21 protein-coding genes are annotated in these 19,219 nt (G+C 61.3%); 13 read left to right on the top strand and 8 right to left on the bottom strand.

Annotated features, from left to right (window positions below):
- The first annotated feature begins 18 nt into the window (after window positions 1-18).
- Together K6N12_RS09380 and thpR are read left to right on the top strand one after the other, a co-directional pair.
- The gene (locus K6N12_RS09380; RefSeq protein WP_097624946.1) at window positions 19-663 is read left to right on the top strand and encodes an arylesterase; all 645 of its coding nucleotides are present in this window, start codon (window positions 19-21) and stop codon (window positions 661-663) included.
- 67 nt (window positions 664-730) lie between these two features.
- Window positions 731-1,324 carry an RNA 2',3'-cyclic phosphodiesterase gene (gene thpR / locus K6N12_RS09375; protein WP_064841016.1) on the top strand — a complete coding sequence of 198 codons (594 nt, stop codon included), beginning with the start codon at window positions 731-733 and terminating at the stop codon, window positions 1,322-1,324.
- On the opposite strand, the gene K6N12_RS09370 is transcribed toward thpR, so the two are convergent.
- Complete coding sequence (locus K6N12_RS09370; RefSeq protein ID WP_097624945.1) at window positions 1,231-1,731, bottom strand: low molecular weight protein-tyrosine-phosphatase; 501 nt, start codon at window positions 1,729-1,731, stop codon at window positions 1,231-1,233. The two genes, thpR and K6N12_RS09370, sit on opposite strands and share 94 nt — an antisense overlap.
- Window positions 1,732-1,765: 34 nt before the next feature.
- Between K6N12_RS09370 and K6N12_RS09365 the strand changes: the two genes are divergently transcribed.
- Both K6N12_RS09365 and K6N12_RS09360 read left to right on the top strand, forming a co-directional pair.
- The gene (locus tag K6N12_RS09365) at window positions 1,766-2,071 is read left to right on the top strand and encodes a 4a-hydroxytetrahydrobiopterin dehydratase (protein ID WP_097624944.1); all 306 of its coding nucleotides are present in this window, start codon (window positions 1,766-1,768) and stop codon (window positions 2,069-2,071) included.
- A gap of 66 nt (window positions 2,072-2,137) precedes the next feature.
- Window positions 2,138-2,530, top strand: a complete 393-nt coding sequence (locus tag K6N12_RS09360) for a YkvA family protein (protein WP_097624943.1) — start codon at window positions 2,138-2,140, stop codon at window positions 2,528-2,530.
- On the opposite strand, the gene K6N12_RS09355 is transcribed toward K6N12_RS09360, so the two are convergent.
- On the bottom strand, window positions 2,527-3,087 hold the full coding sequence (locus tag K6N12_RS09355; protein WP_097624942.1) for a sigma-70 family RNA polymerase sigma factor: 561 nt from the start codon (window positions 3,085-3,087) through the stop codon (window positions 2,527-2,529). The genes K6N12_RS09360 and K6N12_RS09355 overlap by 4 nt on opposite strands.
- A gap of 336 nt (window positions 3,088-3,423) precedes the next feature.
- Between K6N12_RS09355 and K6N12_RS09350 the strand changes: the two genes are divergently transcribed.
- The 5 genes from K6N12_RS09350 to K6N12_RS09330 all read left to right on the top strand — a co-directional run bounded on the left by K6N12_RS09350 (window position 3,424) and on the right by K6N12_RS09330 (window position 8,245).
- On the top strand, window positions 3,424-3,933 hold the full coding sequence (locus tag K6N12_RS09350; protein WP_003589764.1) for an invasion associated locus B family protein: 510 nt from the start codon (window positions 3,424-3,426) through the stop codon (window positions 3,931-3,933).
- A gap of 248 nt (window positions 3,934-4,181) precedes the next feature.
- Window positions 4,182-5,408, top strand: coding sequence for a dual-specificity RNA methyltransferase RlmN (gene rlmN, locus K6N12_RS09345; protein ID WP_097624941.1), 1,227 nt, complete (start codon window positions 4,182-4,184; stop codon window positions 5,406-5,408).
- 93 nt (window positions 5,409-5,501) lie between these two features.
- Window positions 5,502-6,455: an ABC transporter substrate-binding protein gene (locus K6N12_RS09340; protein ID WP_097624940.1), complete on the top strand. Its 954-nt coding sequence runs from the start codon at window positions 5,502-5,504 to the stop codon at window positions 6,453-6,455.
- Between the two features lie 120 nt (window positions 6,456-6,575).
- A complete protein-coding gene (locus K6N12_RS09335) occupies window positions 6,576-7,454 on the top strand; it encodes an ABC transporter permease (protein ID WP_012559241.1) in 879 nt (292 codons plus the stop codon).
- Entirely contained in the window at window positions 7,451-8,245 is a 795-nt protein-coding gene (locus tag K6N12_RS09330; RefSeq protein WP_097624939.1) for an ABC transporter ATP-binding protein, read from the top strand. The genes K6N12_RS09335 and K6N12_RS09330 overlap by 4 nt, the downstream gene beginning before the upstream one ends.
- A gap of 45 nt (window positions 8,246-8,290) precedes the next feature.
- Here the strand turns inward: K6N12_RS09330 and K6N12_RS09325 are convergent, their stop codons facing one another.
- The gene (locus K6N12_RS09325) at window positions 8,291-8,932 is read right to left on the bottom strand and encodes a LysE family translocator (protein WP_097624938.1); all 642 of its coding nucleotides are present in this window, start codon (window positions 8,930-8,932) and stop codon (window positions 8,291-8,293) included.
- 184 nt (window positions 8,933-9,116) lie between these two features.
- Window positions 9,117-9,968, bottom strand: a complete 852-nt coding sequence (locus K6N12_RS09320; protein WP_097625141.1) for an SDR family NAD(P)-dependent oxidoreductase — start codon at window positions 9,966-9,968, stop codon at window positions 9,117-9,119.
- 176 nt (window positions 9,969-10,144) lie between these two features.
- On the opposite strand from K6N12_RS09320, the gene K6N12_RS09315 reads away from it, so the two are divergent.
- Window positions 10,145-11,368, top strand: a complete 1,224-nt coding sequence (locus K6N12_RS09315; RefSeq protein ID WP_097624937.1) for an argininosuccinate synthase — start codon at window positions 10,145-10,147, stop codon at window positions 11,366-11,368.
- A gap of 72 nt (window positions 11,369-11,440) precedes the next feature.
- Here K6N12_RS09315 and K6N12_RS09310 read toward each other — a convergent pair whose 3' ends face one another.
- The gene (locus K6N12_RS09310; RefSeq protein WP_097624936.1) at window positions 11,441-12,652 is read right to left on the bottom strand and encodes an adenylosuccinate synthetase; all 1,212 of its coding nucleotides are present in this window, start codon (window positions 12,650-12,652) and stop codon (window positions 11,441-11,443) included.
- Window positions 12,653-12,801: 149 nt separating this feature from the next.
- Entirely contained in the window at window positions 12,802-13,704 is a 903-nt protein-coding gene (locus K6N12_RS09305) for a hypothetical protein (protein ID WP_097624935.1), read from the bottom strand.
- A 171-nt stretch (window positions 13,705-13,875) separates the two neighbouring features.
- Here K6N12_RS09305 and K6N12_RS09300 point away from each other — a divergent pair, with 171 nt between their 5' ends.
- Window positions 13,876-14,544 (top strand): NUDIX hydrolase, encoded by a 669-nt coding sequence (locus tag K6N12_RS09300; protein WP_097624934.1) that lies wholly within the window; start codon window positions 13,876-13,878, stop codon window positions 14,542-14,544.
- A gap of 18 nt (window positions 14,545-14,562) precedes the next feature.
- Here the strand turns inward: K6N12_RS09300 and K6N12_RS09295 are convergent, their stop codons facing one another.
- Window positions 14,563-15,531, bottom strand: coding sequence for a DMT family transporter (locus tag K6N12_RS09295; RefSeq protein ID WP_131710939.1), 969 nt, complete (start codon window positions 15,529-15,531; stop codon window positions 14,563-14,565).
- Between the two features lie 250 nt (window positions 15,532-15,781).
- Between K6N12_RS09295 and K6N12_RS09290 the strand changes: the two genes are divergently transcribed.
- Window positions 15,782-16,423 carry a LysE family translocator gene (locus K6N12_RS09290; protein ID WP_097624933.1) on the top strand — a complete coding sequence of 214 codons (642 nt, stop codon included), beginning with the start codon at window positions 15,782-15,784 and terminating at the stop codon, window positions 16,421-16,423.
- A gap of 1 nt (window position 16,424) precedes the next feature.
- On the opposite strand, the gene K6N12_RS09285 is transcribed toward K6N12_RS09290, so the two are convergent.
- Window positions 16,425-16,856, bottom strand: a complete 432-nt coding sequence (locus K6N12_RS09285) for a hypothetical protein (RefSeq protein ID WP_097624932.1) — start codon at window positions 16,854-16,856, stop codon at window positions 16,425-16,427.
- 205 nt (window positions 16,857-17,061) lie between these two features.
- Here K6N12_RS09285 and K6N12_RS09280 point away from each other — a divergent pair, with 205 nt between their 5' ends.
- A complete protein-coding gene (locus K6N12_RS09280; RefSeq protein ID WP_097624931.1) occupies window positions 17,062-19,149 on the top strand; it encodes a M3 family metallopeptidase in 2,088 nt (695 codons plus the stop codon).
- Window positions 19,150-19,219: the final 70 nt, after the last annotated feature.

The raw sequence follows: 19,219 nt of genomic DNA, 5'->3' as shown, positions 1-19,219 counted from the left end.
CAATCTAGGGAAGCCAGAATGAGATTTAAAGTTGCCGCGCTTCAATTCACCGTCATTGCCGTCTCACTGATCTTTGCCGCCGCAGCCAATGCCCGGACGATCAACCTCGTCGGTTTTGGGGACAGTTTGATGGCGGGCTACCAATTGCCGCCCGGCGACGGCTTTCCGGAAAAGCTGCAGGCGGCCCTGAAGGCGAAGGGGCTAGACGTCACTATTGCCAATGCCGGGGTCTCCGGCGACACGACGACAGGGGGGCTTGCGCGGATCGACTGGTCGATACCCGACGGTACCGACGGCGTCATCCTCGAACTCGGCGCCAACGATGCGCTGCGCGGCATCCCGCCAGAAGAAAGCGAGAAAAATCTCGACCAGATGATAACGCGGCTGAAGGAGCGCGGCATTGCCGTGCTGCTGGTCGGCATGATGGCGCCGCCCAATATGGGGGCGGATTATGCTGCACGCTTCAATCCGATTTATCGGAAACTTTCGGAGAAACACGGAGTTAAGCTCTATGCCTTCTTTCTCGACGGCGTGGCGCTCGATGCGGGGCTTAAACTCGACGACGGCATGCATCCGAATGCGAAGGGCGTCGATGTCATGGTTCAGAAGATGGAAGCCGATGTCACAAATTTCGTCGGGACGATTTCTTCTGTGAAGAAATAGGGGCTTGCGCGGTCATTGATTGCATGATTCCGTGTAAGCACTGCAAAAGATTCGGGGAGTGCTCGTTATGCCGAGACTGTTTACCGCCCTCGAAATTCCGCGCAATGCGGCGATGAGCCTTTCATTGCTGCGCGGTGGCCTCCCCGGAGCACGATGGATCGATGTGGAAAATTACCACATCACCCTGCGCTTTATCGGTGATGTCGACGGCCGCACGGCCGATGAAATCGTAGAACGCCTCGACCGGATCGATCGGCCGGAATTCCAGTTCCGGCTCGAAGGCATTGGTTCCTTCGGCTCGAAGAAACCGCATTCGGTCTGGGCCGGCGTTTCTCAATCGCCGGAGATGTATGCCCTGCAGGGCGAGATCGAGCGGATCTGCCAGCGCATCGGGCTGCCGCCAGATCCCCGCAAATTCACTCCGCATGTGACGCTGGCACGGCTCAAATCCTCGCGGCTCGACGATGTCGTGCAATATCTGGCCGGACGCGGCAATTTCCACACGTCAACCTTCACGGCGCCGCGTTTCGTGCTGCTGTCGTCGCGCGAATCGGTCGGCGGCGGGCCCTACCTCACCGAGGAAGTGTTCCCGCTGCACGAGGCGCGCTCGGTGCCCAGCGCTTCGAGCAGGCTGCTGCAGCCGGTCAAGAGTCTGGTATAGACCAGCTCGAAACCTGCCGGGCCGCCATAATAGGGATCGGGAATATCCTCTCCCGTTCCAAGCGCGATATCGCCGAAGAGGCCGATGGTCGCCTCAGGCGGCGCGATCGTTTCGAGCGCCGCCACATTGTCGCGGTCCATCGCCAGGATCAGATCGAAATCCCTGAAATCGCTGGAGCGGATTCGGCGGGCGCGTTGCCTCAAGATATCGATGCCGTGGCTTTTGGCGGTGGCAATCGACCGCTGGTCGGGCGGTGCGCCTTCATGCCAGCCGCCGGTGCCGGCGGAATCGACCGTGAAACGGCCGGTCAAGCCCGCCTCGGCGACCAGATGGCTGAAAATTCCTTCCGCGAGCGGAGAACGGCATATATTGCCCATGCAAACGAAGAGGATGCTGATGCGTTTCATCGGTAAACCTATCGGCAGATGAGAGGACCATGGCATGAAAATGGAAAGACTGGAACGGACCGCGGTCGAGGCGCAACTGGCCGGGCTTGCGGGCTGGGTACTCAATGAGGCGGCTTCATCAATATCGAAGACCTTCAAGTTTTCGAATTTCATCGAGGCATTCGGCTTTATGACCGAGGCGGCGATCACCGCCGAAAAACTCAACCACCATCCCGAATGGTTCAACGTCTATTCCAGGGTGGATGTCACGCTGAATACGCATGATGCCGGCGGACTGACGGAGCTGGATTTCAAGCTCGCCAAGGCGATGGACAAGGCCGCGACCCGACGCGGCGTCTAAAAGCGGGGCCGATTGAAAGAGTTCGCGCCATCACCATATGTTCGCAGGGACGAAAGGATGGAAGGGATGGACGAGGTCAAGTTCGGGGAAATTCTGTTGCCAGGCGACGAGGACACCCAGAGCCGGCGGGAGAAGACGGTCAGGCAGAAATTCTGGCCGACCTTCCGCCGCGCCGTGCGGCAGATTCCGTTCTCACGCGATGTCATTGCCGGGTTTTACTGTGCGCTCGATCCGCAGACGCCGACGAAAGTGCGCGGCGTGCTGCTCGCAGCACTCGCCTATTTCGTCATGCCCGTCGACATGATCCCGGATGTTTTCGCCGTCATCGGCTTCTCCGACGACATCGCCGTGCTCTCGGCCGCCTTCGCCATGGTGCGCGGCCATATCCGCCCAGGTCACTACGAGGCAGCCGACCGCGTTCTGGCCGACCGGACTGAGGAAACGATGAAAACTATTTAAGCGTTTTCGCGCTCCAGCACCTTGCGGAGCTTGCCGAAGGCGAGCCGGATACGCGATTTCACCGTGCCGAGCGGCAGCCCGGTCGCTTCGGCGATCTCCGAATGCGATTGACCAAGGAAGAAGGCGGCACGCAGCATGTCGCGCTGCTCCTCCGGCAATTGGCCGACGGCGGCGCGGATCCTGGCGTCGCGATCATCATTGTCGATGATTTCATCTGCGCCGATCTCGGCCGACGGCTGCAGGGCCGGATCGGTCTCGTCGAAGATGCGGGTATTGGTGCGGCGCTGTACGTCGATGCGGCGGTTCCGAGCAATGCGGAAAAGCCAGGTTGAAAGGGAAGATCGCGTGGCATCGTAGAGATCCGCCTTATGCCAAAGCACGATCATGATCTCCTGGACCAGTTCCTCGGCCTCGGCTGATGTCATCTTCTGGCGCATCAGCCAGGCTTTCAGCCGCGGTGCGAAATAGTCGAACAGGATGGAAAAGGCCTGCTGGTCGCGATCCCTGGCGACGGCCTTCGCGAGGGCAGCGAAACGCTGTCTTTGCTCGGCATCCATGTCCCCTCACGAGCCCCCTGCGGCAATAATTTCGTATCGGATTTCCAAGTCTTACTGAGGTACAACGGATTTGGGAAAGGTCAAACTCTTGCCTGAATCTTTGTGTCTTAAATTCAGCCGAACGGACGGCCAGTGCCATCGGGGCACCGTGTCGCGGCCGATACCGTCAAAGGGGCGAAAATTGGTACCCGAGCTGAAATGACACAGGCAGATACAAATCGCAGCTATTGTTGACCATTTGGTAACCTGAATTAAGTCAAAATAAAGCAGATCGTGATTATGCGGCGCCCGCTATGATCGCTTCGGGCCTTGAATCGCAAGAACCGGCAGGAATCCATGTTTGTAAAAAGTATCGTATCCGCTCTCGCACTCACCCTTGCCATGGCCGGAGTTGCGGCAGCGCAGCAGGCCGCGCCGAACCGCATCCAGCAGTTCCAGGCATGGGGCGCCTACTCCTACAAGTCGGGCGCCAGCACCGTCTGCTACGTGTTGTCGGTTCCGACGGCAAAGCAGCCGGCAAGCGTCGACCACGGCGACAACTTCTTCATCGTCTCGCAGCGTCCGGGCCAGAACATCTCCTACGAACCGCAGGCGATGATGGGTTACACGGTGAAGGAAAATTCGAAGATCAATGTCGTCATCGACAATAAGACCTTCGTGATGTTCACCAAGGACAAGGCCGGCTGGGTCGAGAATGCGGCGCAGGAGCCCGCCCTGGTCGCCGCGATGAAGACCGGTCATTCGATGACGGTGAATGCCGTCTCGCGCAAAGGCACCGGCACCTCCTACAGCTATTCGCTTTCTGGCATCTCGGCTGCGCTGAAGCAGATTGAAAGCTGCAAGTAAGCGGTCTCCAGCCGCAGAGTTTCAAGAGGCCGGCCTTGCGCCGGCCTTTGCTGTTTTCCATCTATAGTGACGCGCGGACAAAATGATGCTAAAGGGCGCGCCAACAGCGGACAGATCGCGATATCAGTCGCCGTTCCGCCATTCATTTTCTGCCAATGTGCCGTCATGCGCCTCACCTCTTCCGGTTTGCTCCTGAAGTCCGCGGGCTTGCGGGGCGGTTACGTGTTTGAATTCGGGATCTAAAGACTATGTCCGTCACGGATGCGATCGTTGTCACCAAGCCGCAGGCGCACACGTCTGCCAGCGTCGAAAAGCCGTCCCTGATCGGGCTTTCACGTGAGGAGATGGGGGCGGCGCTTCGGGAAAAGGGCGTGGCCGAGAAGCAGATCAAGATGCGCGTCGCGCAGCTGTGGAACTGGATCTATGTGCGCGGGGTTTCCGATTTCGACCATATGACGAATGTCGCCAAGGACATGCGCGAAATGCTGAAGCAGCATTTCACCATCGCGCGTCCCGAAATCGTCGAAGAGCAAGTCTCGAACGACGGCACGCGCAAATGGCTGCTGCGTTTTCCCCCGCGCGGCGCCGGCCGCCCGGTTGAAATCGAAGCCGTCTATATTCCGGAAGAGGGCCGCGGCACGCTCTGCATCTCCAGCCAGGTCGGCTGCACGCTCACCTGCTCCTTCTGTCACACCGGGACGCAACGCCTGGTGCGCAACCTGACGGCGGAGGAAATTCTGTCGCAGCTGCTGCTTGCCCGCGACCGGCTTGGCGACTTCCCCGATCGCGAAGCGCCGCAAGGCACGATCATGCCTGCCGAGGGCCGCAAGGTCAGCAATATCGTGATGATGGGCATGGGCGAGCCGCTCTATAATTTTGACGCCGTCAAGCAGGCATTGCTGATCGCCACGGATGGCGACGGCCTGTCGCTCTCCAGGCGTCGCGTGACGCTTTCAACCTCCGGCGTCGTGCCGGAAATCTTCCGCACCGGCGAGGAGATCGGCGTCATGCTGGCGATCTCGCTGCATGCGGTGCGCGACGACCTGCGCGACATTCTCGTGCCGATCAACAAGAAGTATCCGCTGAAGGAGCTGATCGAGGCGTGCAAAGCCTATCCCGGCCTTTCCAATGCGCGGCGCATCACCTTCGAATATGTGATGCTGAAGGATGTCAACGACAGCCTCGAAGACGCCAAGGGGCTGATCAAGCTGCTGAAAGGCGTGCCGGCGAAGATCAATCTCATTCCGTTCAATCCCTGGCCCGGCACCAATTATCAGTGTTCCGACTGGGAGCAGATCGAGAAGTTCGCCGATTTCATCAATTCGGCCGGTTACGCCTCGCCGATCCGCACGCCGCGCGGGCGCGACATTCTTGCCGCCTGCGGCCAGCTGAAATCGGAGTCCGAACGCATGCGCAAGACCGAGCGCCTGGCCTTCGAGGCGATGATGATCGCCAATCACGGCGCCGACGACTGATCAGCAAGTTTGATCCTCGCTACAATTCTCCTGCATTGATTTAAGCATGCGCTTTTCCTAATAGTGCCGCCAAAATCAATCAGGAGGATACAAATGCGCCCGATTCTGCTCGCTCTTGCCGCCAGTTTGGCCCTTTCCCTGCCCGCAAAGGCTGACAACGTCACGGTCGCCGTGACGGCAATCGTCGAGCATCCGGCGCTGGATGCGGCCCGCAAGGGCGTTCTCGATGCGCTGACGGCCGCCGGCTATAAGGAGGGCGAGAACCTGAAATTCGTGTTCGAGTCGGCGCAGGGCAATCCGGCGACGGCAGCTCAGATCGCCCGCCAGTTTGCCGGCGACGAGCCGAATGTCATCGTGCCGATCTCCACGCCCTCTGCTCAGGCGGTCGTCTCCTCGACGCGCGACATTCCGGTCGTCTTCACAGCGGTCTCCGACCCGCTCGGCGCTCAGCTCGTCAAGAACATGGACAAACCAGGCGGCAACGTCACCGGCCTTTCCGACATGTCGCCGGTCGCCGAGCATCTGGCGCTGATCAAGGAAATCCTGCCCGATGTGAAAACCATCGGCTATCTCTACAATTCCGGTGAGGCCAATTCCGTTTCGCTGCTTGCCGTGCTGAAGGCCGAAGCCGAAAAGGCGGGCCTGAAGGTTGTGGAATCAGCCGCCACCAAGTCGGCCGAGGTCCAGGGCGCGGCCCGCGCCCTCGTCGGCCGCGCCGATGCGATCTACATCCCGACCGACAACACGATCATCTCCGCACTCGAAGGCGCCGTCGCGGTTGCCGAAGAAAGCAAGCTGCCGCTCTTCACCGCCGATACGGATTCGGTTTCGCGCGGTTCGGTCGCCGCCCTCGGCTTCAACTATTACGATGTCGGGAAGCAGACTGGCGAGATCGTCGTGCGGGTGCTGAAGGGCGAAAACCCGGGCGATATCGCGGTCAAGACCGCTGCCGGCAGCGACCTCGTCGTCAACAAGGCGGCGGCGGCCAAGATGGGCGTCACTCTGCCCGAGAGCGTGCTTTCCCGCGCCAACAAGGTCATCGAATAATCGGCCGTCGTTCGATCGACCATTCACATTCAGCCGCTCCCGTTTGCGCGGGGGCGGCTGAAGTATTAAAAAGCTGCGGTTTCGCGACGGGCGGAACGGTAACAAAAGGGGCTGAAAGCCTTGAGCCAAATCGCATTTTGGGGGGCCGTCGAGCTCGGTCTGGTCTATTCCTTCGTCGCTCTCGGCGTCTATCTCGCCTTCCGCATTCTCGACTTTCCCGATCTGACTGTCGACGGCTCGTTTCCGCTTGGTGCAGCGGTGACCGCGGTGCTGATCATTGCCGGCGTCAATGCCTGGCTTGCGGCTGTGGTCGCGATGGCGGCGGGTGCGGCCGCGGGCATGGTGACGGCGCTGCTCAACGTGCGCTTCAAGATCCTCAATCTGCTCGCCTCGATCCTGACGATGATCGCGCTGTTTTCCGTCAATCTGCGCGTGATGGGCAAACCCAACGTCGCCCTCATCAATGCCGATACGATGATCAGCCCGTTCTTCGGCCATGGCCTGCGCGATTTCTACGTGCGGCCGCTCTTCGTCGGCGTTCTCGTGATCGTCGCCCTCGTCCTGGTCTGGCGCTTCCTGGAAAGCGATGCCGGGCTTGCCATGCGGGCGACCGGCGCCAATGCGCGGATGGCCCGGGCGCAGGGTGTCGATACCAGCCGGCAGATCTATCTCGGCATGGCGATCTCGAATGCGCTGGTGGCGTTCGGCGGTGCGCTGTTTGCCCAGACCAACGGCTTTGCCGACGTCACCTCGGGTGTCGGCACGATCGTCGTCGGTCTGGCCGCCGTCATCATCGGCGAGACGCTGCTTGGTCGCCGCGGCCTGTTGATCGCGTTGATCGGCTGCGTGCTCGGCTCGATCCTCTATCGCATTGCGATCCAGCTGGCGCTGTCCAGCGACGTCATCGGCCTGCAGGCCTCCGACCTCAATTTCGTGACGGCAGTGCTGGTCACCGTGGCGCTCATCCTTCCCCGTCTTCGCGGAGGTGCTGCATCATGATCAGCGTCAAGGACATCAAGGTCGTTTTCGGGCGCGGTACGCCGCTGCAGAAGCAGGCGCTGAACGGTGTCAGCCTGACCATCGAGCAGGGCTCCTTCGTTACCGTCATCGGCTCCAACGGCGCCGGCAAATCGACGCTGCTCGGCGTGCTCGCCGGCGATGTCCTGCCGAGCGAGGGGCAGGTGCTGATCGGCAAGAACGAGGTGACGCGCAAGTCGACGGCATCACGCGCCGGTCTCGTCGCGCGGGTCTTCCAAGATCCGCTGACGGGAAGCTGCGGTTCGCTGTCGATCGAGGAAAATCTTGCTCTGGCCGCCCGCCGCGGCGAGAAGCGCGGACTTGCGCCGGCGCTCGGGGGCAGCAGGCGCGACTATTTCCGCGAGCGGATCGCCGAACTCAATCTCGGGCTGGAAAACCGGCTGAAGGACCGCATGGATCTGCTATCCGGCGGGCAGCGTCAGGCGGTTTCGCTCGTCATGGCCACACTTGCCGGCTCGGAAGTGCTGCTGCTCGACGAACATACGGCCGCACTCGACCCTGGGATGGCGGAATTCGTGATGAACCTGACGCAGAAGATCGTGGCCGAGCGCAAGCTGACGACGATGATGGTGACGCATTCGATGCGCCAGGCGCTGGACTATGGCCATCGCACGATCATGCTGCATGGCGGCGAGATCGTTCTCGATGTCGCGGGCGACAACAGAAAGAACCTGCAGGTCGAGGATCTGATCGCGATGTTCCGCAAGATGCGCGGCCAGACGCTCGACGACGATGCTTTGCTGATCGGCTAGCGCTGACAGCGTGCTGATCGGCTAATTGGCCTGACATGGTGCTGATCATCTGGCCTGCGTGAGCAGGATTTTCGCGGCGAAGATCGAGAAGACGCCGGCGAAGGTATAGTCCATGCCGCGCAGCACCTTTCTGTTGTTCTGCAGCCAGGAAGCCAGCCAGTCGGCGGCGAAGATCACGCTGGCATTGACGGGCATGCCGATCAGAATGAAGCAAAGCCCGAGGAACAGCAGCTTCTGCGTGACGGCGGGATCGCCGGCGCTGACGAATTGCGGCAGGAAGGTCATGAAGAAAATAATGACCTTGGGGTTCAGAAGATTGACCCAGAAGCCAGACGAGATGTTCGAAAGCACTGTGCCCTTCTGTTCCTCGACCTTGGCGACGGTGAGCTTCGAGCCGAAGCGGATCGCCTGCACCGCCAGCCAGAGCAGATAGCCGGCGCCGCCGGTTTTCAGGATCAGGAAGGCGCTCGGCGAGGCAGTGATCAGCGCCGAAATGCCGAAGGCGACCAGCATGGTGTGAACGACGATGCCGAGACTGGTGCCGACCACGACGAAGAGTGCTGCATACTTGCCCTGGGCGAGCGCGCGACTGATCGACAGCGTCATGTCGGGGCCGGGGGTCGCCGCGAGCAGCAGCGTCGCGGCGGCAAAGCCGAGCAGCGTCGGCAGGCTGGGCAGGAAATCCATGGCACACTCCGAAAGCCGGAAAGACCTGACGATCTCTTATCCGGCTTTCGGAAAATTACCAATCAAACCTTCTCATGCGCGTCGCATGAAGCTTGATTCATGCGACGCGCACTCGCTGTTTGTTTTGTGCATATCGTTCTCCCGGAACCGCTGCACACGTCCTGATGATATGCAGTGCCGCCGATCACTTCTGTTCGAGGAAGGCCTTGAACTTATCGGCATAGTCCTTGTGCCAGCGCGACAGCGGCGGGCGATTCTCGATGATGTCGCCGGCCGCCCAGGCCATTCGGCGTTCGTCGACCGGCCGGGCCACATCGTTGTCGGGGCAGAGGATATAGAAATCGCCGCGCTCGAGGCTTTCGACCATGAAGTCGACGGTCTGCTCCGGTGTCCAGGCGCCGGCCGGTTTTTCCGCGCGGTCGCCCTTGGTGAGGCCGGTGAAGACGAAGCCGGGGATCAGAAGATGGGCGGAGATCTTGCCGCCGTCGATGTTGCGAAGCTCATGCTCCAGCGCTTCGGTAAAGACCTTCACGCCCGATTTGGAGATATTGTAGGCGGGATTGCCGGGCGGCGTGGTGATGCCCTGTTTCGAACCGGTGTTGATGATCAGGCCGGGCTCGCCGTGCGACAGCATCTTCGGGCCGAAGGTGCGCGTGCCGTTGATGACGCCCATCAGGTTGACGGCGAAGATATGGTCCCAGTTGGCCTGTGGGCTGAAGATCGAGGTTTCCGGGCCGATGCCGGCATTGTTCATCAGCACGTGCACGCGGCCGAAACGCTGGAGCACGGCACGTTCGAGCGCCTCCAGCGAGTCCCTGGATGCGACGTCGGTTTCGACCGCCATCACATTTTCCTCGCCGGCAATGGCCTTGAGTTGGTCGGCGGCCTCGGCCAGCCGATCGCCGCCGAGATCGGCGATGGCGACGCTCATGCCGCGCCCGGCGAAATATTTCGCCGCCGCCAGGCCGATGCCGGACGCCCCGCCGGTGACGACGGCAACATTGGATTTCTTGAAAATGTCTTGAATATTGGTCACGGGGAGCCCCTCCTCGATCATTGCTCGGACGTTGGCGAATATGGGCTCCGCTTTGGCGCTGTCAACGCTATCGCGCCGGCGGCTTGGCACTTGCCCTTGCGTCACGCGCCAATCTCGCTAAAAGTGCCGCGACACCGGGTTTTCGCCGGCCTTTTTATGCAACGGACCTCATCATCATGGCATCATACAAAGACGTGAAGAAAGTCGTTCTCGCCTATTCCGGCGGCCTCGACACCTCGATCATCCTGAAGTGGCTGCAGACGGAACTCGGCGCCGAAGTCGTCACCTTCACCGCCGATCTCGGCCAGGGCGAAGAGCTGGAGCCGGCGCGCAAGAAAGCCGAGATGCTCGGCATCAAGGAGATCTACATCGAGGATGTGCGCGAGGAATTCGTGCGCGATTTCGTCTTCCCGATGTTCCGTGCCAATGCCGTTTACGAAGGCGTCTACCTGCTCGGCACCTCGATCGCCCGGCCGCTGATTTCCAAACATCTGATCGATATCGCCCGCAAGACGGGTGCGGATGCGATCGCCCACGGCGCCACCGGCAAGGGCAACGACCAGGTTCGTTTCGAACTCTCAGCCTATGCCCTGAACCCCGACATCAAGATCATCGCGCCGTGGCGCGATTGGTCCTTCAAGAGCCGCACCGACCTGCTCGCCTTCGCCGAACAGCATCAGATCCCCGTCGCCAAGGACAAGAAGGGCGAGGCGCCATTCTCCGTCGACGCCAACCTTCTGCATTCCTCTTCCGAGGGCAAGGTTCTCGAGGACCCCGCCCAGGAGGCGCCGGAATATGTGCATATGCGCACGATCTCGCCTGAGGCCGCGCCCGACAAGGCGACGGTGATAAAGGTCGGCTTCCGCAAGGGCGATGCCGTCTCGATCAACGGCGTCGAGATGTCGCCGGCGACGCTGCTGGCAACGCTCAACAATTACGGCCGCGACAACGGCATCGGCCGTCTCGACCTCGTCGAGAACCGTTTCGTCGGCATGAAGTCGCGCGGCGTTTACGAAACGCCCGGCGGCACGATCCTGCTCTCGGCGCATCGCGCCATCGAATCGATCACGCTCGATCGCGGGGCTGCGCATCTCAAGGACGAGATCATGCCGCGTTACGCCGAGCTGATCTATTACGGCTTCTGGTTCTCGCCGGAGCGCGAGATGCTGCAGGCACTGATCGACAAGAGCCAGGAGCATGTCGAAGGCGAAGTGACGCTGAAGCTCTACAAAGGCAATGTCATGGTCATTGGCCGCGAAAGCGAAAAGTCGCTCTATTCCGACAAGCTCGTCACCTTCGAGGACGATCAGGGCGCCTACGACCAGAAGGACGCAGCCGGCTTCATCAAGCTCAACGCGTTGCGCCTGCGCACGCTCGGGAAGCGCAACCTCGCGAAGTAAATCCCGGGTTCGCTTTCGAACTGGTTGGAGCCCGCCGGCATTGCCGCGCGGGCTCTATTTATTGCCGGTGATTCACGCGGCAGCTGCATCCAAGCACGGCCTGACGTCACCGCGACTCGGTCCCCAGCTTTCGGCCCAGAGCGGCAGGCCGACAAGACCGGCTATCTCAGACGCGGCTTTCGCAGGATCAAGCCGTATCAGCTCTTCGCAATCCGTCACGGCAAACCCGTCCTCCGCCTGATCGAGGCAGGTCACCGTCAGTCCGGCTCTAACCGTGGTACCGTTGCGGTCCACCGTCAGATCGCGGGTTATGGCCTCACGCAACAGGCCGAGATCAAGCGGGGCGAGCCTCAGGCACCCTTGCCACTCGTTCGGCGCGTTGGTGGGGTCGACGACATTGACGCCGGGAAGTGTCGGAGTTTCCCCCTTGAGGGGGCCTGCGCCGTGCCGGGTGGTGTAGCAGCGTGTCGCATATGTTGCTTCGAGTTCGGTGATGCCGGCTTCGGCTGCAATAGCGAGCATATTGGCGAGCCCGGTATTCGAGCGGGTGACGTGGGGGAAGGCGCCACAATCCTGATCGAGCCCGAGGCCCTGCGCCGCCTCGAAAATGACGGCACCGCGTTCGCACAGCCGTCGGTCGGGCCAGAGCGTGACGCAGTCGAGATAGGCGGCGCAATCGGCCTCGAAGCGGGCGATGGTGGTGTCGTCGGGCAGCGCGGCGGCCAGTTCTGCGGGCAGGGCGGTGATGCCGAGCGCGGCCAGCCGGATAGGCACCCAGGCATCGCGGATCGAAACAAGGCGGGCGTGCAGATCGGGGCGGAACAGATCCTTGGTCGAGAGGGCGAAATCCGGGTGCAGATTGCGCTCGATGGTCTCGCCGAAGCCGAGGCCGCAGCTGCCGTGACGGGCAGTGCCGCGCGCCAGCTCCAAGGCCTGGTTGATGATGACGTCGAAGGGCGTGGTGATCGGTGCCCGCGGGTCGCTGCTGATCTCAGGCCTCGCCCCGAGCTGGCTGAGATCCGCCAGCTCGCCGAGCAGCAGCATCGGATGGGCGACGAAAAAGCGGCTGAAATGCGTGGCGGCCCCGGCAAAGCTGCCCGAGCCGATGTGATGGAAGACATGGCGGCGGCCAGCGGGATCGACCACGGTGTGGCCGGCCTGAGCGCCGCCATTGCTGCGAACTACCACGGCCCTCGGCGTGGCCGCGGCAAGGCGATCGACCATCAGCCCCTTGCCTTCGTCGCCATAAAGCGCGCCGATCACGGCCTGTGCTCGAGTGCTCATCTTCTGCTCCTCAAAATGGTTCCCGGAGCGCGCCGGGCTTTTGTTCTCTACGATTTGGGGCCGGAGCGGTTCAGCTTTTTGTGGGTGCTCAGAACCGCTCCAACCTTTTGTTTTTAAATCCCCCGGAAAGCGTCTCGCACTTTCCCGGCTTAGAAGAACGGCAATAGGCGCCGCTTCGGGCGTTCGCCGATGGCCTTGGCGACGACTGCGGCAGCCGCACCCGGCCAGCTGGCGGCCACCTCGCCGGCATCCCGGCCCTCGGTGATCTCGATGATCGACACCACCAGTTCGGCGATGCGCCTGTGGTCATCGAGCACGAAGGTCCGGCCTGGCAGCAAGGGCTGCCAGCTCGCCAGCACCCGATCGAGCCGCGCGGCTGCGTAACCCTCGCGGATGACGATGTGGAAGACCTCATAGGCTCTCTGCGCCATCGCCAGGCATTCTCGGGCGCTCAGACCGCGCGGCGGTTCGATGCCGAAGATGCGAGCGATCTGGTCGGCAGTCAGGCCATTGTGAACCGGCTCGTCGCCAATGGTGAAAAGATAGCCTTTGCGGCCGCGCCTCTCGAAGGCATCGGTCGAGGTTTTGAGGGCTGCCAGAAGGTGGGCGGCGCTGTAGCTCTCGCCGTCATTGCCGCCGCCATTGCCTTCGAGCCACAGGGCGCGGATCTGGCTGGCAAGCGAGATGTCGGCCTCGAACTGGGTGGCCTGCAGCGGTGCGGTATCGGTATACGCATCTCCGATCGCCGCCACCATGATATGCGGATCGGATACCGGCCGGCGGTCATAGATCTCCGATGTCAGTGTGATGAGCCCGCCGCGCATGAGCTCGTGGGCGATCATGCCCATCGAGCCGGTCACATCCGAGGCGAGAATAATCGGAGTCGACTGCGGATTGTAGCCGCTGTCGCGGCTCTCGCGGGTGGGAAAGCGCGCCGGATCGAACCGGGGGTCGATGCCGGTGGCGCCGAATACTTCGGATCGGCTGCGGCCATCCACATGGCGTGCGTTGTAGGCCGCCCAGTCGGCTGTGCTGAAACGTCCCATACCCATGGCATCACTCCTTTGCTGTTGCCTTGGCGATCAGGCTTGCAGGTTCTGCCCGCTGCCCTCGTTAGCAATCATATAGACTTGCAAATTGCATTTTGCAAATTGCTATTTGCAAATTGTTATTTTTATGATTGGCCGTTATGAAAGCCCGGAACGCTCACCAGAAAGATGCCAATGGCAGAAGCTGAATTCGCGCGGCCGATCGTGACGGTCGACATCGTCTTGCTGACGCTGCACCAAGGACGATTATGCGTGGCCTTGCTGCCGCGGCCCGCCGAGCCCTTTGCCGGCGTTCCGGCGCTGATCGGCGGCTATCTGCACGTTGACGAGGACGCCGATGCGGAGTCGGCGGTGCGGCGCATCCTCAAGGCCAAGGCAGGGCTTGAGGGCATTTTCTTCGAACAGCTGGCGACCTTCGCTTCGGCGCGGCGAGATCCTCGCGACTGGTCGGTATCGATCGCCTATTTTGCGCTGGTCCCGCAGGGAGCGTTGGAGGGTGCCGCCAGCCCCCTGGAATTGCGGCCGGTCGAGACCGCAGGCGAACTGCCCTTCGACCATCAGGAGATCGTCATCGCCGCGCTGGCGCGGCTGCGCGGCAAGGGCGCCTACTCGACCATTCCGGCAAGGCTGCTTCCCGAGGTCTTCACGATGTCGGAACTGCAGGCAATCTATGAGACGGTGATGGGCGAGCGGCTGGACCAAAGCGCCTTTCGCCGCAAGGTCAACGATCTTGATCTGCTCGAAGTGGTCGAGGGCGAAAAACGACAGACCGAGCGGGCCCGGCGACCGACGACGCTCTATCGGCTGAAGACGCCGGTCGCTGTGTTCGATCGAAGAATTTGAGTGGCCAGCGTCCAGAGATCACTCCTGCGCAAGCAATGTCCTTACCGGGGCAAATAGGCGAGCATAGAAAATTCGTACTGACAGAACAACGCCAGCGATCAGGACTACCACCCCAGCGACTTCGATCGGTGTTGGCCAACGAGCGTGCACGATAAGTCCGCCGATGACACCGAAGGCTGTTTCCGAAACGATCAGCTGCGCAGCCAGGGCAACGGGCAGGCTGCGTGAGGCAATGTTCCAGGCCCAGACGCCGCCTGCGGTTGCCAGCAGCGCGAAAGACGCACCCCAAACATACAAGTTGCCGGCGGCACTCCAGCCGAATCCCAGTGCTGGAAGCTGGAAGAGGTCCATTGCGGCACCGACGGGATAGAAGGCCAGCATCAAGACGCCACCTCCGACCAATATCAGGGCCGACCACACACCGGAGGGCATTTCCGGGCGAGCGGCGAGTGCAGCCTGATTGGTGAGAGCGAACCAGACCCAAAGTCCCACGGCAGCGAGCGCCAGCGGCACGCCAACCCACAAGGATTCGACGGAGTTCAATCCCTGAGCCGTGAATGCCGTGCCGTTGACGAGGATAAGGCCGGCCAGCACAAGCGCCAAAGGCGCCATGAGGGACCGCCACGGCAATGATCCCTGACGTCGATTGCCAATGACCATCAACACGATCGGCACCAGACCGAGAAAGGCCGGAGCGATCACGGGGCCGGCAAAGACGGCTGCTCCCGTCACCGTCAGGAAGTAACCGACATATCCGATGAAGGCGAGCCAGATGGCCTGTAAACAGTTCCGAAGTGTGAGATGGCGCACGACGCGCTTTTCCGAAAACAGAATGTATAGCCCGACCAGACCCGAGACAACATGACGGATGAGGGCGAAATCAAAGGTGGAATAATCACCGATGATGAAGGGAACAACAAAGTTGAGCGAAAAGGCAAAGGCCGCAAACAGAGCGGCTGACACGCCGATATAGAAGAGTCTGTCCATCATGTTCACCCTCTTGAAGTTGCGTCACTTTAGCCTTCGACCTCGGTGATGCCGGCAGTCGGTTGGCAATCAAGGGAAAGCCTTGATCGAATGGGCGAAATTTACTTGCCGAAAGCCCAGGCCGGTACCCAGCGAAAATGAGAACCACCCTCTCGATGCTCATCCATGCCGCTTTACATCGCCATTTAACCGCCCTTGACGGATACCCGGGATGGCTTACTCTACCGCGGTCATCCTCCGGAGCATCTCCATGACTCAGTCCCTGGTCTTCGGCGCCTTCCTGGCGGCGCTCTTCTACGTGCTCATTCCGGGACCGGCCTTTCTGCAGCTGCTCGGCATCGGTGCCGGGCAGGGCCGCAAGGCCGGCGCTTTTTTCATGATGGGGCATCTGGTCGGGGATCTCATCTGGTCGTCACTGGCGCTGATCGCGATCGTCGGCGCCAAGACCATCGGAACCTTCGTCTTCGACCTGCTCGGCCTTGCCTGCGGCTTCTACCTTGCCTGGATCGGCTGGAGCGCCGTCAATGCCAAGCCGAAAGCCGAGGGACAGGCTCTGGTGGTGGTCGAGCGGCCGTTTCGCCGCGGGCTGATCTTCGGCGTCACCAATCCAAAGGGCTATCCCGTGGCGCTCGCCACCTTCACCGCACTGGTCGCGGGCTCGGCCGGGGCGCTTGATTTCGAGGCCTTGCCGATGCTTCTCTGCGTGTCCTTCGTCGGTTTCGTGACGGCCGACATCATCCTGATCGGCATCATCGGCGCCGGCGCGGTTCGCCGCTTCTATCGCGCCCATGAGCGGCTGATCGTGCGCTGCTCCGGCGTCCTCTTCATGGGGTTTGCCGCACAGGCACTCTGGCACGCAACGCCCGGCCTCATCGGCTGGCGCAAGGCCTGATTCAACTATCCAGGAAATCGACGATCGATTTCAGCGTCTGGACTTCATCGGGATCGCCGATCGATGTGGCGATCTGCAACTGACTTTTGTAATAATCGAGAAAGTTGAAGCTCGTGCCGTCGGTGACGCTGGAGAGGTCGATGACGTTGCCGAGCGGATCGATCGCGTGCATCGGCAGAGGCTCGGAGATCGCAGCGTAGGTGTTCTGATCGATCACGCCGCTGTCGAAACTCTGACGCGCGTAGTTGCGCAGTTCACCAGGGCTGACCGCAGTGAAATCCGGACTTTCATCACTATTGTCGTCGATCTGGAACGGGGCCGGGGCGGGAGCTCGGGTCTCGAATTCAATATCAGAGGTCTTCGAACTTTTTGCGTTATTAGGGTTGTTTTTAAATAGCAAACTCTGAGAAGACCGCACAGAAAAAATTTCCATGGCGCATGTCCCCGTGCAGGAAGAAACATGGGAAAACTAGCGCCCGCCCGTGATTCGCGTCAATCGTTAAAGAATGGTTAATTTTCGCGCGTCAATTTTTGTCCACCAGATTTTGCAGGCGAGGCAAAAGGTCCTTGCCGCATACCAATTCTACGACAGCTCTCCTATATTGACGAACCCGTGCATGCCAAAAAGGAATTCTCCGATGCCTTCTCCCCATGATTTCAATCCGGCGCTGGTGACTTGGGACGGCCTTCACGGCCTGCCGCGTTTCGATGCTGTCGATGACGGCGATTTCGCCGCCGCCTTCGAAGCGGCGCTTGCCGCCCATGAACGGGAGATCGACGAGATCGCCGAAAATGCCGAGGCGCCGACATTCGACAATACGGTCACGGCGCTGGAGATCGCCGGCGATGCACTGTCGCGCGTTTCGGCGCTGTTCTGGAACAAGGCGGGCGCGCATACCAATGATGTGATCCAGGCGCTGGAGCGGGAGATCTCGCCGAAGATGTCGCGCCACTATTCGAAGATCGGCATGAATGCCGCGCTCTTTGCCCGCATCGACACGCTCTGGGAAAAACGCGAAAGCCTCGGCCTGACGCTCGAACAGACACGCGTGCTGGAGCGCCACTGGAAAGGCTTCGTCAAATCGGGCGCCAAGCTCGAGAAGGCCGAGCAGGAGAAACTCGCCGAGATGAATGAAAAGCTTGCCGGTCTCGGCACGCAATTCGGCCAGAACGTGCTTGCCGATGAGAAGGCCTGGGCCTTGGTGCTTTCCGATGGGGCCGAACTCGACGGGCTGCCGGCATTTCTGCGCGACGCGATGGCCGCGGCGGCGCGCGAACGCGGCGACGAGGGCAAATATGCGGTGACGCTGTCGCGCTCGATCATCGAGCCGTTCCTCACCTTTTCGGAGCGCCGCGATCTGCGCGAGCAGGCTTTCAAGGCTTGGGTGGCGCGCGGCGAAAATGACGGCGAAACGGACAATCGCGGCGTCATCAAGGAAACGCTGGCGCTGCGCCATCGGGTGGCGAGCCTGCTCGGTTACGGCAATTTCGCCGAGCTGAAGCTCGACAACACGATGGCAAAGACGGCGGAGGCGGTGAACGACCTGCTCAAAGCCGTCTGGGCGCGGGCGGTGAAACGTGCCGGCGAGGAGGAGGCCGATATCGCGGCGCTGATCGCCGAGGAGGGGCGTAACCACGAGGTGATGCCCTGGGACTGGCGCCATTACGCCGAAAAGATCAGGGCGCGGAAATTCGATTTTTCCGAAGCCGAGCTCAAGCCCTATCTGCAACTCGAGAAGATCATCGAGGCCTGCTTCGACGTGGCCCAACGGCTGTTCGGTATCCGCGCCGTCGAGAAGAAGGGCGTGGCCGCCTATCACCCGGATGTCAGGGTGTTTGAGATCCGGGACCGCGAAGACCGGCTGGTCGCCCTCTTCCTCGGCGATTATTTCGCCCGCGGCTCGAAACGATCGGGCGCTTGGATGAGCTCGCTGCAATCGCAGCACAGGCTCGAACTGAAGAATGGCCGCCACGGCGAGCTGCCAATCATCTACAATGTCTGCAACTTCGCCAAGCCGGCCGAGGGCAAACCGGCGCTGCTGTCGCTCGACGATGCGCGCACGCTGTTCCACGAATTCGGCCACGCGCTGCACGGCATGCTGTCGAATGTCACCTACCCCTCGGTCTCCGGCACCGGCGTTTCGCGCGATTTCGTCGAGCTTCCCTCACAGCTCTACGAGCACTGGCTGACAGTGCCCGCTATTTTGAAGCGTTATGCCGTGCATGTCGAAACCGGCGAGCCGATGCCGCAGGCGCTGCTCGACAAGGTGTTGGCCGCGCGCACTTTCAATGCCGGCTTCAACACCGTCGAGTTCACCTCGTCGGCGCTTGTTGATATGGCCTTTCACACGCGAGAGGCGGTCGCCGACCCGATGGCGGTGCAGGCCGAGGTGCTGGCCGAGATCGGCATGCCGAAGTCGATCGTCATGCGCCACGCGACGCCGCACTTCCAGCATATCTTCTCCGGCGGTTATTCGGCCGGCTATTACTCCTACATGTGGTCGGAGGTGCTCGACGCCGACGCCTTTGCCGCCTTCGAGGAGACGGGCGACGCCTTCAACGGCGAGATGGCGCGCAAGCTCAAGGAAAACATCTATTCCGTCGGCGGCTCGGTCGATCCGGAGGACGCCTACAAGGCTTTCCGCGGCAAGCTGCCGAGCCCGGATGCGATGCTGGTCAAAAAGGGACTTTCGACCTTCGAGGAATTGACAGGCAGCGACGCCTAAGACAATTTGATGACACGCTTCGATGCGGCATGGCGGCAGCCATGCCGCAGCTTTTGCGCGTTCCCCTCTT

It is taken from the genome of Rhizobium redzepovicii (genome assembly GCF_019793435.1).
In the GTDB taxonomy this organism is placed as follows: Bacteria; Pseudomonadota; Alphaproteobacteria; order Rhizobiales; family Rhizobiaceae; genus Rhizobium; species Rhizobium redzepovicii.
This window is presented reverse-complemented; position numbering and strand designations above follow the sequence as displayed.

Bases quoted from the DNA above. Each gene is read 5' to 3' on its own strand.
- K6N12_RS09370 (WP_097624945.1), bottom strand. From the start codon at position 1,731: ATGAAACGCATCAGCATCCTCTTCGTTTGCATGGGCAATATATGCCGT.
- rlmN (WP_097624941.1), top strand. From the start codon at position 4,182: ATGTCCGTCACGGATGCGATCGTTGTCACCAAGCCGCAGGCGCACACG.
- K6N12_RS09315 (WP_097624937.1), top strand. From the start codon at position 10,145: ATGGCATCATACAAAGACGTGAAGAAAGTCGTTCTCGCCTATTCCGGC.
- K6N12_RS09305 (WP_097624935.1), bottom strand. From the start codon at position 13,704: ATGGGTATGGGACGTTTCAGCACAGCCGACTGGGCGGCCTACAACGCA.
- K6N12_RS09340 (WP_097624940.1), top strand. From the start codon at position 5,502: ATGCGCCCGATTCTGCTCGCTCTTGCCGCCAGTTTGGCCCTTTCCCTG.
- K6N12_RS09310 (WP_097624936.1), bottom strand. From the start codon at position 12,652: ATGAGCACTCGAGCACAGGCCGTGATCGGCGCGCTTTATGGCGACGAA.
- K6N12_RS09330 (WP_097624939.1), top strand. From the start codon at position 7,451: ATGATCAGCGTCAAGGACATCAAGGTCGTTTTCGGGCGCGGTACGCCG.
- K6N12_RS09300 (WP_097624934.1), top strand. From the start codon at position 13,876: ATGGCAGAAGCTGAATTCGCGCGGCCGATCGTGACGGTCGACATCGTC.
- K6N12_RS09280 (WP_097624931.1), top strand. From the start codon at position 17,062: ATGCCTTCTCCCCATGATTTCAATCCGGCGCTGGTGACTTGGGACGGC.
- K6N12_RS09325 (WP_097624938.1), bottom strand. From the start codon at position 8,932: ATGGATTTCCTGCCCAGCCTGCCGACGCTGCTCGGCTTTGCCGCCGCG.
- K6N12_RS09355 (WP_097624942.1), bottom strand. From the start codon at position 3,087: ATGGATGCCGAGCAAAGACAGCGTTTCGCTGCCCTCGCGAAGGCCGTC.
- K6N12_RS09290 (WP_097624933.1), top strand. From the start codon at position 15,782: ATGACTCAGTCCCTGGTCTTCGGCGCCTTCCTGGCGGCGCTCTTCTAC.
- thpR (WP_064841016.1), top strand. From the start codon at position 731: ATGCCGAGACTGTTTACCGCCCTCGAAATTCCGCGCAATGCGGCGATG.
- K6N12_RS09360 (WP_097624943.1), top strand. From the start codon at position 2,138: ATGGACGAGGTCAAGTTCGGGGAAATTCTGTTGCCAGGCGACGAGGAC.
- K6N12_RS09285 (WP_097624932.1), bottom strand. From the start codon at position 16,856: ATGGAAATTTTTTCTGTGCGGTCTTCTCAGAGTTTGCTATTTAAAAAC.
- K6N12_RS09295 (WP_131710939.1), bottom strand. From the start codon at position 15,531: ATGGACAGACTCTTCTATATCGGCGTGTCAGCCGCTCTGTTTGCGGCC.
- K6N12_RS09380 (WP_097624946.1), top strand. From the start codon at position 19: ATGAGATTTAAAGTTGCCGCGCTTCAATTCACCGTCATTGCCGTCTCA.
- K6N12_RS09350 (WP_003589764.1), top strand. From the start codon at position 3,424: ATGTTTGTAAAAAGTATCGTATCCGCTCTCGCACTCACCCTTGCCATG.
- K6N12_RS09365 (WP_097624944.1), top strand. From the start codon at position 1,766: ATGAAAATGGAAAGACTGGAACGGACCGCGGTCGAGGCGCAACTGGCC.